At 53.7% G+C, this 14,089-nt stretch carries 9 protein-coding genes; all 9 read left to right on the forward strand.

Annotated features, from left to right (window positions below; all coding sequences use genetic code 11):
* The first annotated feature begins 93 nt into the window (after nucleotides 1-93).
* The 9 genes from G3578_RS13620 to G3578_RS13660 all read left to right on the forward strand — a co-directional run bounded on the left by G3578_RS13620 (nucleotide 94) and on the right by G3578_RS13660 (nucleotide 14,076).
* Nucleotides 94-705, forward strand: coding sequence for a TetR/AcrR family transcriptional regulator (locus G3578_RS13620; protein ID WP_165213501.1), 612 nt, complete (start codon nucleotides 94-96; stop codon nucleotides 703-705).
* 86 nt (nucleotides 706-791) lie between these two features.
* Complete coding sequence (locus G3578_RS13625; RefSeq protein ID WP_165213502.1) at nucleotides 792-2,024, forward strand: efflux RND transporter periplasmic adaptor subunit; 1,233 nt, start codon at nucleotides 792-794, stop codon at nucleotides 2,022-2,024.
* Nucleotides 2,021-5,143, forward strand: coding sequence for an efflux RND transporter permease subunit (locus tag G3578_RS13630; RefSeq protein ID WP_165213503.1), 3,123 nt, complete (start codon nucleotides 2,021-2,023; stop codon nucleotides 5,141-5,143). Before G3578_RS13625 ends, G3578_RS13630 begins: the two co-directional genes overlap by 4 nt.
* 131 nt (nucleotides 5,144-5,274) lie before the next feature.
* Nucleotides 5,275-6,531 (forward strand): hypothetical protein, encoded by a 1,257-nt coding sequence (locus G3578_RS13635; RefSeq protein ID WP_165213504.1) that lies wholly within the window; start codon nucleotides 5,275-5,277, stop codon nucleotides 6,529-6,531.
* Between the two features lie 75 nt (nucleotides 6,532-6,606).
* Nucleotides 6,607-7,932, forward strand: coding sequence for an HD domain-containing protein (locus G3578_RS13640; protein WP_165213505.1), 1,326 nt, complete (start codon nucleotides 6,607-6,609; stop codon nucleotides 7,930-7,932).
* Nucleotides 7,895-8,398, forward strand: coding sequence for a YwgA family protein (locus tag G3578_RS13645; RefSeq protein ID WP_165213506.1), 504 nt, complete (start codon nucleotides 7,895-7,897; stop codon nucleotides 8,396-8,398). The genes G3578_RS13640 and G3578_RS13645 overlap by 38 nt, the downstream gene beginning before the upstream one ends.
* A 129-nt stretch (nucleotides 8,399-8,527) precedes the next feature.
* Nucleotides 8,528-9,058, forward strand: coding sequence for a hypothetical protein (locus tag G3578_RS13650; RefSeq protein ID WP_165213507.1), 531 nt, complete (start codon nucleotides 8,528-8,530; stop codon nucleotides 9,056-9,058).
* Between the two features lie 14 nt (nucleotides 9,059-9,072).
* The gene (locus tag G3578_RS13655) at nucleotides 9,073-9,849 is read left to right on the forward strand and encodes a copper amine oxidase N-terminal domain-containing protein (RefSeq protein WP_165213508.1); all 777 of its coding nucleotides are present in this window, start codon (nucleotides 9,073-9,075) and stop codon (nucleotides 9,847-9,849) included.
* Between the two features lie 3 nt (nucleotides 9,850-9,852).
* On the forward strand, nucleotides 9,853-14,076 hold the full coding sequence (locus G3578_RS13660; protein WP_165213509.1) for a hypothetical protein: 4,224 nt from the start codon (nucleotides 9,853-9,855) through the stop codon (nucleotides 14,074-14,076).
* The last annotated feature ends 13 nt before the right edge of the window (nucleotides 14,077-14,089 follow it).

Genomic DNA, 14,089 nt, shown 5'->3' on the forward strand with positions numbered 1-14,089 from the left:
AACGCATGCAAGTATTTACTTACATATATCGGCCGTGTATAATGAGGACTGCTGGAAATGAATGCAAGTGATTGCATACATGGAGGATGAAAGATGGGTAAAGAAATACAGCCGCCTATGGAAGGGAAGGGAGAGGAAAAGGAAACAAGGGAGCGCATCCTGGCGGCAGCCCGTCAGCTGATGGCGCAGAAAGGGTTCAAGGGAGCGACGACGCGCAAAATCTCCGAGCTGGCCGGCGTGAACGAAGTCACCATTTTCCGCCATTTCCAAAACAAGGAGCGGATTCTGCTGGAACTGTTGGAGGAGCTGACGTCGATCCGCCCTCTTCTTGCGGAAAGCATCCGGGGGGAGTTTGCCAGCCTGAAGGAATTGTTGGTGCATTACGCCCGCACGTATTACCAGTCGCTGGTGGAACGCAAGGAGATCATGATGATCTGCATGATCGAGGGGGAGAATCACCCGGAAGTCTTGAAACTGCTCAGCCGCATGCCATTGACGGCCGTGGAGGTGCTGGCAGAAAAATTGGAGCGGCTTCATCAGCAGGGCAGGATTCCGCCTGGCGATTTTCAGACCGCCTCCCTCATGTTTGTCTCCGCGTTCTTTTATGCGTTTATGGGCAAGTATCGCGCCAAGATTGCGCTTGACGAGGAACAACTGTTTCTCAGCGCGGCGGACGTTTTGCTGCACGGCATTGGGCATCCCTGAAATTTTGCCAGACGCTGCATCGTATTACCGGCATGAATGAAAATCGTCATGATATGGGAAATATGGGAATGGGAGAGAAGGGTGACATGAAGAAAAAGTGGCTTTATCTGGCCCTGATCGCGGGGCTGCTGACGACCACGGCCTGCAGCGGCAAGGATGCAAGCCAGGCGGAGGCCCGAGAGACCAAAACAGTGGAGGTAACCTCCGTCAAACGGGAGAAAGCGGTGCGGATCTCCGAGCTGTCCGGCACGCTGCTGCCGGCGGAGGAAGCCCTTGTCTCGTTCGAGGTGGGCGGCCGGATCGTCCAGCTGAACAAGAACGAGGGCGATCCTGTGAAAGCGGGCGAGGTGATCGCGCGGATCGACGCCAGCGATTATGCGCTGCAGGTTGAGCGGGCCAACGCCGTGGTCGAACAGACCGGCGCCAGCCTGGCGAAAACCAACAAGGGCGCCCGCCAGCAGGAGCTGATTCAGGCCAAAGCCATGCTGGACAAGGCGAAAATCGCCTACCAAAAGGCGGCCGAAGATTTCAAAAAATACGATAAGCTGTACCAGGAAAAGGCGATTTCCCGGGACGCCTTTGAAAATGCCCGGGACCAAGTGGAACTTGCCCAAAGGGATCTGGTGGCTGCGGAACAGGCGTATTCCCTGACCGTGCAGGGGGCACGCGCGGAAGATCGGGCCATGCAGCGCTCCAGCTACGACCAGGCGGTGATTTCCAGGGAGCAGGCCGCATTGTCGCTGGCCAAAACGCAGCTGAAGGCCCCCATCAGCGGCACGGTGATCAGCAAGCTCACCTCTGTCGGAGAACTGATCAACGTGGGAACCCCCGTCTATCGCGTCGGCAACATCGATACCCTGAAGGTGGTGCTGCCGGTGCCTGACCATGAGATTTCCGCGTGGAGGGAAGGGGAAACCGTCTCGCTCACCCTCTACGGCAGCAAACGGGACGGCAAGGTCGCCAAAATCTATCCGGCGACCAACCAAAGCACGGGAACGATCGGTGTGGAAGTCAGCATCCCCAATCCGCAGCATGATTGGTTCGCCGGCCAGGTTGTCAAGGCGAGCAAGCAGATTGCGGGCAGGGAGGGCATTTTCGTCCCGGTGGAAGCGGTGATCAGCCGAGGCAGCAATCATCCGTTCGTCTATCTGAATGCAGGGGGAAAAGCGGTCAAAACCGAGGTAACCGTCGGCGAGCTGCAGGATAATCAGCTGGAGATCACCTCCGGCCTCAAAGAAGGCGATCAGGTGGTCGTCAAAGGGGGAGACCGCCTGTTTGACGGTGACCCAATCGTGGTGGCAGGAGGTAGCCAACCGTGATCGAGTACATCATTCGGAAACGCAAGATCACCCTGCTGTTTTTCGCCATGGTGGTGCTTGTCGGCTTCCTCAGCTTCTTCCAGCTGCCCAGGCAGGAATCGCCTGACATCGTCGTCAACATCGCGACGGTGACCACGATCTATCCCGGGGCCTCGCCGGAGAAGGTGGAGCAGACCGTCACCAAGAAGCTGGAAGAGAAGATCAATGAGCTGCAGGGCTTGAAATACATCTCCTCCACCTCCAGCCTGGGGGTTTCCATTATCGTGGTGGAAACCCAGAGCGACGTCGATCCCAAGCAGAAATGGGATGAACTGCGCAAAAAGGTGAAGGACGCCGAAGCGGATCTTCCCGATGAGGCGAAGCAGCCGATCATCAACGACGACCTGAACCGTACCTTCGTGCAGACCTTCGCGGTCACGGCGGATGACCGCGAGCAGCTGTACACGCTGCGCGACATGCTCAAATCGTGGAAAGATCAGCTGCGGACGATCCCCAATGTGGCCGACGTCACCATCGAGGGGCTGCCGGAGGAGCAGGTCCGCATCGAGGTGGATACCCAGAAGCTGAACCAGTACGACCTGTCCTGGGCGCAAGTGATGATGGCGGTGAAAAACGAAAACGAGCGCACCCCGCTCGGCGACCTGACTGTCGACAATCGTACCTACCAGCTGAAGCTGGCGGAATCACGCCAGGTGGACGAGTTGAACAATGTGATCATCTCTCGGACCAAAGACGGGTATCCGATCTACCTGAAAGACATCGGCCGCGTGAAGCTGGCGACGGAACAGATCAAATCCTATTCGTACTTCAACGGCAAGCCCTCCGTCTCGATCAGCATCAACGCGGAGACGGGAAGCGATGTGCCGAGCCTGCAGAAGCGGGTGGACGAGATGATGGGCGTGTTGGAGAAGCAGCTGCCGGCCTGGGCGCACAAACATTCCATCTATTCCCAGGAAGAACGGGTAACGGAGCTGTTCACCGACCTGACGCGCGAGATGATCATCGCCGTGGTCGCGGTGCTGGTTGTCTGCACCTTGGGGCTGAATCTGATCACATCGTTTGTGGTGGCGCTGGCGATCCCGATCTCCATCGCCGTCGGGCTGATGTTCCTGCCGTCGCTTGACATTACGCTCAACATGATCTCCATCGTCTCGCTCATCATCGTGCTGGGCATCCTTGTCGATGACGCGGTGGTGGTGAACGACAACATCGAGCGCAGGCTGTCGGTACTGGGCGAAAGTCCCTACCGGGCGGCGGTCAACGGGGCGAAGGAAGTCTCCATCTCCATCCTGACGGCAACGCTGGCGACCATCGCCTCCTTTGGCCCCCTGATGTTTCTGAACGGCAACGCCGGACAGTTCATCCGTCCGGTGCCGATGATCATCTCGTTGACGATGCTGGCGTCCATGATCATGTCGCTGACGATCATTCCGATCTTCCGTCAGTGGTATGAAGCGCGTAGCCGCAGAGGGGTCGACGGGTACCGCAAGCCAGCCGGTCTGTTGGGCAGACAGATTCAGCAGCTGACCCAATGGTATGCCAACGTGTTGATGCCGAAGATTTTGAAACGGCCGCTGCTGACCGGTATGGTCGGGGTACTGATCGGCACGAGTGCCTATCTGCTCATTCCTTTTACGCCCGTGGAGCTTTTCCCACCGGATGACCGCCCGCAGTTTCTGGTGAACATCCGCGTTCCGGTCGGCAGCAGCATTGAAGAGACCAACCGCGTGGTGAAGGGGGTCTCCGACTGGATCATGAAGCAGCCGGGGATCGAATACGTCGCTTCCTACGCAGGCGGCAGCGCACCGAAAATGTTTGGCGGCGATACCGGGGCGGGTTCGGGCATCACGGTCGGCCAGCTGGTGGTCCGCTTTGACAAGAAAAAGGTGAGCATCGACCAGATGATCGAGCCGTGGCGCGAGAAGTTCAAGGAAATGTATCCGGAAGCGAGCATCATCCCCAAAGAGCTGGAGGCCGGCCCACCGGTAGGGAAGCCGGTAGTGATCCGCATTTACGGGGAAGATCTGGAGACGCTGCGCCGCCTGGCTGAACAGGTCAAGGACAACATGGCCAAGGTGCCGGGTGTCTACGATATCCAGGACGATCTCGGCATCGAGCGCTATACGCTGGAGCTGGAAGTCAACAAGGCATTGATGGAGCAGAAGCTGGTGAACTACGCGGATCTGTCGCGCACCTTGCGTCTGGTCAGCGAGGGCATTACCGTCAGTCAATTCGATGACGGCACCGACCTGATCGACATGAACCTCTATCTGGATAAAGCGGGGGAGGTTGATCCGAGCGTCATCTTCCAGCGCTTGACGGTCACCAATGCCCTCGGCGAACAGATCCCGCTTGCGCAGCTGGCCCGCATCAAGACGACGTTCAGCCTGCAGGCGATTCCGCACCGCGATCTGTCCCGAACCGTCACGATTTCCAGTGAAGTGAAAGATCGCACGCCCACCGAGGTCATGCAGGAGATCACGCCGATCCTGGAGGGCATGCAGATGCCGGAGGGCTACCGCTGGGAGACGGGCGGGGAGACGTCCGAGCAGACAGACATCTTTATCGACATGGGGAAACTCTCCGTGATCGTGGTGTTCCTGATTCTCATCCTGATCGCGATGCAGTTCTACTCGCTCAGCATTCCCGTGCTGGTCATGAGTACGATCTACCTCGCCTTTGCGGGCAGCCTGATTGGGTTGTTTGTGACCCAGACCCCGCTTGGCTTCATGACGATGATGGGGGTTATCTCGCTGTCGGGAATCGTCGTCCGGAACGGAATCGTGCTGATCGAGTTCATCGAAGAGGCGCGCCATGCCGGCTTGGAGCTGAAGCAGGCGGTCATCCAGGCCGGAGAAGCCCGACTGCGCCCGATCCTGCTCACGTCGATGACAGCCGTGGCCGGACTGCTGCCGCTGGCGTTTTCGGGTGATGTGCTGTTTACGCCGCTTGCCGTCACCATCATCTTCGGTTTGCTGTTCTCCACGGTGCTGACGCTGGTGGTCGTCCCCTCGTTTTATACGGTGCTGGCCGTCCGCAAAGAGAAGAGGCGGGCGGAGAAAGCCGCGAAACGTCCCGACGTGTATGGCCCGGAAGCCGAACTGGGGATAAACGGATAAGCGCGGCTGCATACAGGAGGTCCCTGATTGACAAGGGGCCTCTTTTTGTGCTTCGATTTTTCCATTTTTTGTAACGATGCGTGGTCTTCTGCCGTCAAATGGGTATCGATCGGAAAAAGGAGTTGTCACAGATGCGCAGTATGCTCATGATGCTGGCACTATGGATATTTTCCTTGGCAGGATGCGAACGACCGGCGGCAGCTCCCGTTTCTCCGGTACCTCCGCCGACAGCAGGGACGCTTCCTCCTCCCGCCATCCTCTTCCATCCCGCCCCCCACGAGGAAAACGGGAAAATCACCTACCATGCGTTTCCCCAAAAGATCGCCCTCTCCCAACCCGTAGAAGGCAGGATGGTGCGGTTTGTTGCCAAACTGGCCAAAGACGAAAAGGTTTCGTGGGGATTGGGAAAAGATGAGGATGGCACCGATGGCTGGGCGATCGCGGACCCGTTTTTCCCCCTCAATGACGAATATCTGGTTGCGGCCGAAGTGCTGGGGGATAACGATGTGATCCTGCAAACGATTGTGTACCCTTCGCCCATTCGGATCGATCGGAAGGATCCCCACCTTTTCGACGAACGGACCGCCAAAGTGGGGGACGTGGTCGCGGGGATGACCATCACGCGATTTGACATGAACCATTTCCCGAATGAGCCGCTGTCCTACTTCGGGATTGTGGAATTTGCCGGCAGCGCGACCATAAAAGCAACGTACCAGCATTTTGGGGAAGCACACGAATTTCTGGGGGGCGCCATCTGTTTTTACGTGGACCCAGAATACGCCGACAGAATCCCCCGCAGCCTGGGGGATGATCGGGTGCCGTTTTTTTGCGCCACCAATCCGGATGATTTCCGCAAGGTTGTCGGACCGCCGGGGAGCACAGGGGCTGCCGCGCTTTCCATCGACGGGTTTACCTATGATTACCGCCCGACGGAAACGTGGAATCGGGCGAAAGTCACGGCCATCGAAGCCAGGGTGGACCCCAACCTGTTTGATGAAACCAGCATCCAGGAAGGAAATGCGGTCGCCGGGTGGACCGTGACCCAAATCGTAAGAACGGGCAGCACCCCTGCCAACGTCGTCACCATCCAGTTTGAAGGCGAAGCGACAGGAACCGGAACGTTTTCTCAGGAAAATGCGGAAACCCTTTGCTTTGAACCGGATCGATCGTTTGCTCTCAGGATTCCCCGGAGTTTGCAGACGCCAGGGGGCATGATGCTGTGTGCGGCGAACAGTGGGGAGGTGATGGCCCGATTGGGGAAGGTTCACAACAAGCGGGGGGAGATCACGATTCGCCAGTACCGCTACGAGAAACGGGAAGCGGGCGATACCTATCAACAGGCCGAATTTGCAGACGTCCGGATTCTTGACGACCCGGCCGGCCGGTGATGGGAAAACGGCGGGAATATGCTATAATGCTGATAGAAAATGGCAGCAAACGGAGTCGGAGAAGGGAGCATCCGGATGCATAACCCAGAGCTACTCAGCGAAGAAAAAGTATTCAAGGACCCGGTTCATCGGTATGTGCATGTGCGCGAGCGGCTGATCTGGGATTTGATCAACGCTTCGGAATTTCAGCGCCTGCGCCGGATCAAGCAGTTGGGAACCAGCTATCTGACGTTCCATGGGGGAGAGCACAGCCGGTTCAACCATTCGCTCGGCGTCTATGAGATCATGAGGCGGATCCTGGAGACGTTTGAAGGGCGGATTCAGCTCTCCCGGGAAGAGAAGCTGCTCTGCCTGTGCGCGGCGCTCTTGCATGACGTGGGGCACGGCCCTTTTTCGCACTCGTTTGAAAAGGTGTTCCGCTTTCACCACGAGGACTGGACGCGGGCCATCATCACCGGCGAGACGGAGATCAACCGGATCCTGCGGCGGATGGGAGACGGCTTCCCGCAGAAAGTGGCGGAAGTGATCGCCAAAACCTATGAAAACAAATTGATCGTCAGCCTGATCTCCAGCCAGATCGATGCGGACCGGATGGATTACCTGCTGCGCGATGCCTACTATACAGGGGTGAACTACGGGAATTTCGATATCGAACGAATCCTCCGGCTGATGCGTCCCCATGAAGACGGAATCGTCATCAAATTCAGCGGGATGCATGCGGTGGAAGACTACATCATGTCGCGCTACCAGATGTATTGGCAGGTCTATTTCCACCCCGTCACCCGCAGCGCGGAGGTTGTGCTGCGCAAGGTGTTTCAGCGGGCCAAGGATCTGTTCCAGGCCGGGTATTCCTTCCGGGTGGAACCCGTGCAGCTGCTGCCGTTTTTGCGTGAAGAGATCACGCTTGCCGATTATCTGGCGTTGGATGAAAGCGTGGTGTTTTACTATCTGCATCAGTGGAAGGCGGAGCAGGATCCGATTTTAAAAGATTTGTCGTCCCGGTTTCTTGACAGGAAATTATTTAAATACGTCGAATGTACTCCGAAGGATTTTCGGCTGATCGCCGATTTGCAGAAACTGTTTCTCGAAGCGGGCATCGATCCGTCCTATTACCTGGAAGTGGACTCCACCTCGGATCTGCCCTATGATTTCTATCGCCCCGGCGAAGACGAGGAGCGCATTCCCATCATGCTGCTGATGCCGTCGGGCGAGATCGTGGAATTGTCCAGAAAGTCGGAGATTGTCGAATCGATCAGCGGGAAGCGGCGCTTCGATTACAAGCTGTACTTCCCGCTTGAGAAAGTGCTGGCACTGCCGGAAGGTCTCCGCCAAGCGATTTGTGAACGTTTAGGAGTGGTGAAGGATGCTGATGGATCATGCCAAGATCATCCGTCTGATTGAGATTGCCGGTGAAGTAACCGGCCGCAAAAAGCTGCACAAGATGGTGTACATCGCCCAGAAGATGCAGATCGATTTTGCGGAACGGTTCCAATTCCACATGTATGGACCGTATTCGGAGGAATTGACGCTGCGGGTGGACGAGCTGTGCAATCTCGGGCTGATTGATGAACAGATGGAGACAAAGGGCGCGATCCAGCTGTACCGCTACACCCTGAATGAAGAAGGGCGGGACTTCCTCAAGTTTCACAATGTGGATTTCGGCCGCGGCGAACAGTTGATCCGCCGCTTGAATGAAGAGAATTCGCGTTTTCTTGAGCTGGTTTCCACAGTGCTTTATTTTGACAACCTTCCGTATGCAGAGATGACCAACAAGGTGTTTACCCTGAAGAGCAAACAGCGTTATACCGAAGAGGAGATTGAAAGGGCTCTCACGTTCGTGGCCGAGCTGCGCGCGATGATGGCGTAGGTATCCGGTACATAAGGACACAACAGGCTGATCGTTTGGATCGGCCTGTTTTTTTTGTCCCTCCGTGTTTGGTCATAATGAAAAAAATATGATTGCGAGGCAGTATTTTCCTGGTGGAGGTAGAAATATATGGGGGATAAACGTCGACAGTGGGTGACATGGTTCATCACGCTCGGAGCGGTGGGAGCGCTTTGTTTAGTGGGCGGCCTCTACGCGGCGCGCACGGTCGCGCACAGCGACACGGACTGGGCCCCATCCGTCGGGTATGCAGCCTCTGCGGCGGAAGCCGGGGAGCCGATCACGCAAGCGGCGTTCCTGAAGATGGTGATGACGGTGTACGCAGCCAAGGAGAAAGGGGTTTTCGTACCCCATGGAGCAGAGAATCACTGGGCGGCGGGGATTTATGCGACCGCGAAGAAGGAGGGGCTGATCGATTGTTCCTGCCAGATTAAGCCGGATGAGCCTTTGACGGTGGAGGAAGCGGCCAGGTTTGTGATGAAAGGGATCAACCGGAAGGCGGATAAGCAGCTTGTGCAGATCGATGAAGTCAAAGGATGGGTGAAATCCGCTGATCCCAAGTCACCTCTTACCTATGGCGATGCGGCAACACTGATTCGGAAGTTTCAGGATACGATTCAACCGTATGTTTCCAAGGAATAGCGAGGAGTGAGCTTATGAAAAAGATGGTGGTATCTTTTTTGGTAGCTGTGATGGCATTGGGTGCAAGCGGAGTTGTTTCCGCAGCTGCCGATACGAAACCGATCACTGTTAAAGTGGATGGGAATCTCGTAAATTTCCCGGATGCGCAGCCGTTTATTGATGCAAAATCCAACCGAACGTTGGTGCCGGTTCGTTTTGTCAGTGAGGCTTTGGGGGCAAAGGTAGAGTGGAAGGAAGATATTCAGACAGTAGAAATCAATAAGAACGGGCGACCAATTTCATTAAAAATTGGAGAAAAAGTAGCAATTGTTTCCGGTAGAAAAGTTGCTTTTGACCAGAGTGCCATAATAAAAAATTCAAGAACGTATGTACCATTACGTTTTGTGAGCGAGGCGTTACAGTCTAAAGTTGACTGGAAAGTTAACGAAAGAACCGTACTAATTACAACTCTTGAAAAGGTTGTCGCCTTTGGGAAAAACACCCCTGTAAATGAATCAAACAGCATATTCCAGGAATTTCATCGAAGTCTTGAGATAAAAGATGGGGTTATAACCGGAAAGGTTCCGAAAGCACCATCAAAGGATTATGAAGTCAGTGTAAGCTTTCACTATAACGAGGGATTAGTTAAAGCACCGGAAGTTGTAACCGACGGCAATTCTTTTTCACGCAAGCTTTCTGAGATTGATGTCATGGGTATATTTATATATGACCGTAGAGGTAAAGGAAAAACACTCGCGTTCTATTCATATCGGAGCTTACCAAACTTAAGCCCAGTTAAGGTTGGTGATTGATTAATGTTTGGTAAGATTTACAAAAGTTTGAAACGGTGGAAACATAAAATTGTGAAATCGGTACTAGCCATACTGTTAGCAGTTTTAACAGTACCGATTTCTCCTCCTTCAAAAGTAAATGCTTATCCTGTTAATACAGGTACATACTACGATCCATCTGCAACTGGGGTAAATCCAAAACCTGGAGAAGAAGGTTCTTTACATGAATATAAACTTACAGTCGGCTATGTCAATGATCAGAAGGTGGTAAAAGGGGCTCACCCTGTCATAATCAGTAGTTTTCCTGGTCAAGAATTTGGTGCTATTTATACGACAGTTCACGTATATCGTAAGCAGGACAGTGGCCCGGATATAGGGATAACCGGGAAAGCACTTGCATTTGCAAATCTTTCAGAACAGGCTGATGCCGGATATGTATTTGTTACAATAAATGACGCGAAACAATGGATAAAAGTTCTTAATGGGAACGAAACCAATGTATTTAATAAAGTGTGGGCAGTAACAATTACTGACAAAGAAAGTGGACAATCCTATCAAGCAGTGAATCTGGCCGAAGTTGCCTATCATAGTGGCGGCCAAGGCTTAACAATGGGTGATGGATTAACTCCGATTTCCGGAGGATATAAAAAAGATGACTACTTTGTTGCTACCCAAAGACCAAAAGGCAATCCAATGCCAAATGGTGGTATCGGGGTAGATGTTGATCGTGCTTCAAGGAAATACAACATAGGTGAGACAGTCACCATCACTACTTCGGCAACGGATTACTCGATTTACGATAAAGGGATAAATCCAATACTTATTTCAGTGGTCAATAAAACCACTGGTGATGGTTACAAATCGATTGCTAACAGCACAACATTCACTTATGTACCTGAGAAAGCTGGCACCTATGAAGTAACCTATACAATGAATGATAGGCACATGCGTTCTAATAGGGAATCTGCGGATAGTACGGCATCTACACCATACACAACGACATTTGAGGTAGTAGCAGCAACCTGTACTCCATTAACTGCGACACTTAAAATATCTGGTGAAGCCGACAAAACATTGTATTCCAGCGGAACAGAGCCCTTACCAAAAGGGATAAACACAATCACCCTCATCTTCCCTCAGCCTGGTACTTTATCGGTTGATGAATCTCCCCAAGGAACCGGCACTACGTTTTCAAATATTTTCATCAGTGAGAGTACCTATATTTCCTTCACGCCTTCAAATTCGACTTACTGTACCTGGTCGAAAACCTTTAAAGCAGAGAGCGAACCGGTGGAAGAAAACTGCGATTACATCATCAATGTCAGCACGACCACCACGACAGGGCGGGGAGAGCTTTACAACGTCCCTTATGCATCGGACGCGAATGGCCCTGCGGTTGCCTTGGAAAACGGAACAGACTCCATCAGTCTTTCAGCAGACATCAACGGGAAGTTTTATATCAATGGTTCGACTACTCAAATCCCAAGCAGTTCGCCCAAGACGGCCTTGCTGGAGTCTTTTCCGAGGAATGGGTCAACCTTTACGCTTCTGTTTAAATCGGACGATGGAACGGAATGTTGGGTTAAAAAATTTTACGTCAAACAGCTGCCTAATGAAATCTCTTGTCCTAGTGTAACCATCCAAGGGCACGGCGGAAGGGCACTCGATGGTGCAGTGATTCGCACCATAAATCTGAATGAAGAAGTAACGTTTACTGCCACTTATCAAGACGAAGAAGGTGATACGGAGGATGCGGCGGTCTATTGGAAAATGACCAAACCGGACGGAAAAACGGTTCGGTACATGGGCCAAAATGATGACGGTCGAATTGGTAGCGAGGTAAAAGCAAATTTCGTCAGAACGAATAGAGAATCCAGAGACGGTATGTTTGCTTTTGATCAGGTAGGCACCTATACGATGGAAATCTACTTTGTCAAACAAGACGGCGATGATCCGGAAGTTAACTATGAGCCTACCAAGACGTGGATCGAAAAGGGATGTTCATGGAAGGTCACGATCATTGTAACAGAATGCTATGAGTTGAACATCTATGCAAGGGTAAATGGCGATTTCAGAGAGATGATCAGGAATAATGAGAAAACCGAGTATACATTGTCTCTGCCTCCCGGATCGACTTCAAATGACATCAGATTTACGTTGAGAGACAGCGATAATACGCCGGAAAAAGGCAACTGGATGCTGAGAAAAGCCAATGACGTCGTTCCTATTGCTACGATGAACAATGATGATGAGTTTTCCTTTACCCTATCGGACAAAAGCAGCTATGTGGTAACGGTTCGCACGCAGCAAGGGGATGAGTGGTGCGAAAAGACCATCTATATCAACCAAACCTCCTGTGATGCGCTGACGTTGGAAGGTCGTGTAAATGGCAGCCCCATGGATGTAACGGGAACTGGCGAGTCCGGAAGCCCCTATCGAATCAAGATCACGAGCGGCAAAGATAATGACGTTTTGTTGTGGATGGATCATAACGGCACCAACGTCACCAGCAACATTACCTGGACGTTGAAACGAGGCGGCTCCACGATCGCCACCTCAACCAACCCGACATTCAACCGGACACTGGCAGACTCCACCCAAACCTACACGCTGGAAGTAAGCGTGCAGATCAATGGGTACACATGCACCAAGTACATTGTCTTTGAAAAAACGGTCGGTCCGTCTTGTGACGACGTGTATGTGCATTTCTTTGACTCCCAAAGCGGTCAGATCACCTATAACGTGGGGCATTCGGCAGCAAAGACGATTGCGGTTGCTTCCAAGCTGGATCGCTTTGTCCTGATGACTTCCAACAAACCGGACACGTTGGAAACCGATCGGGGCGCGATTAGTTATGACGTGACCTGGAATGGTCCACTCCCCAACCAGGCAATCGGTTTTGAAGAATGGTATTACGAGATAGATGACGTTCCCCCGGGGACGTATACGATCAATGGAACCATTACCGATCCCGATTTCCCGTCCTTGGACGGCTGCTCCTTCACCTTTACGCTCATCGTCACCGGCGGGGGAACACCGCCTGAAGGGGGAGGGGGCGGCCCCGGAGGCCCTGTCGATGGCGGGCAGATGCTCATACGCGTTTACGATTCCGCCAACCGTCTTTTGGATACGCCGAACGACGGCGTATGGGAGCGGGAACCGGCCCGGATCGAGGTTACCATTGACCAGGCAAGGATTCAGGCTGCCTTCCAGACCATCGACAGCCAGATCGCCAGCGCCATCGAAAGCAAAAAGGCGGAGTTTATAAGCCAATACGCCGATGACAGGTACGAGAACGTTGTGGTGACTGCAGATCCGCCTGTATGGAACGGGCAAACCAATCCCATGACACGGTGGCCGGCATCCGTAGGGCTGTCGGTCGACGGGCCGGGGATCAATCAGACCTATCAATTGTCGCCAAGCTTGCAGACGCAGTCCAATCTCTATACGGGAACGGTAACCCCTACATCGACAACGTGGTTGACGGCATTGCATCCTCAGGATTATGTGGTGACGGCGGAAGGCTTTGATATCACCGTACCCTACCAGATCGAAGTGACCGTCAGCTATCAGGCATGTGAAGAGGAGGACCCGGACCCCGACGATTCCGAACCGCCGGTAAAAACCTGCACGCCCGGAACGGACTCCGCCACGCTGACAGGAACGTTTACCATTCATGTCCAAGGAGCCCAAACCCGTTTTGAGGTGTACGAGCCCAACGCTACCGGCTATCTGGCCCATACCGCCGAATGGGCGGAATACCATGCGCGGGATCGATACCCGAACAGCCAGCCCAACCACTTCTACGCGGGAGAGCGGATCTTGACCCGCATCCAGCTCGACCCCAAGCATCGCCATCCGGTCAGCGGCAGATACCCGGAGATTGCGGCCGCCTCCGCCTGGATCAGCGAGACGGGGCAGCGATCGACGCTGCTTCAGTCCATCCTTGCCTTGCAGGCCGCCTCCCCGATCCTGTGGAACGGGCCCCAACAACTTGTGCCGAAGCTCGGCCTGCGGGAGATGGGCGTCGACACGCCGCTCATGGGTGACAAGCAGCGCGGGTTCAAGAAAGACGCAAGCTATGCGGTTTATTTCAGGGTGCAGTTTGCCTTTGGGGTAAGCAAAGGCTATGCGTATCCCGACAAAAACAGCCTGCAGGGGCACTACCAGAGCGATTACCGCCTGCCGTTTGTGATCATTGCAAACGCCTGGGAACGGCAAGGCATCCGCAACCATACTTCGCACTAAATTTCTTTGCGGC

The organism is Brevibacillus sp. SYP-B805 (genome assembly GCF_011059135.1).
GTDB lineage: Bacteria > Bacillota > Bacilli > Brevibacillales > Brevibacillaceae > Brevibacillus_F.

Excerpts from the sequence above, each read along its gene's own strand:
- G3578_RS13620 (WP_165213501.1), top strand. The coding sequence starts at position 94 with ATGGGTAAAGAAATACAGCCGCCTATGGAAGGGAAGGGAGAGGAAAAG.
- G3578_RS13625 (WP_165213502.1), top strand. The coding sequence starts at position 792 with ATGAAGAAAAAGTGGCTTTATCTGGCCCTGATCGCGGGGCTGCTGACG.
- G3578_RS13635 (WP_165213504.1), top strand. The coding sequence starts at position 5,275 with ATGCGCAGTATGCTCATGATGCTGGCACTATGGATATTTTCCTTGGCA.
- G3578_RS13640 (WP_165213505.1), top strand. The coding sequence starts at position 6,607 with ATGCATAACCCAGAGCTACTCAGCGAAGAAAAAGTATTCAAGGACCCG.
- G3578_RS13645 (WP_165213506.1), top strand. The coding sequence starts at position 7,895 with ATGCTGATGGATCATGCCAAGATCATCCGTCTGATTGAGATTGCCGGT.
- G3578_RS13650 (WP_165213507.1), top strand. The coding sequence starts at position 8,528 with ATGGGGGATAAACGTCGACAGTGGGTGACATGGTTCATCACGCTCGGA.
- G3578_RS13655 (WP_165213508.1), top strand. The coding sequence starts at position 9,073 with ATGAAAAAGATGGTGGTATCTTTTTTGGTAGCTGTGATGGCATTGGGT.
- G3578_RS13660 (WP_165213509.1), top strand. The coding sequence starts at position 9,853 with ATGTTTGGTAAGATTTACAAAAGTTTGAAACGGTGGAAACATAAAATT.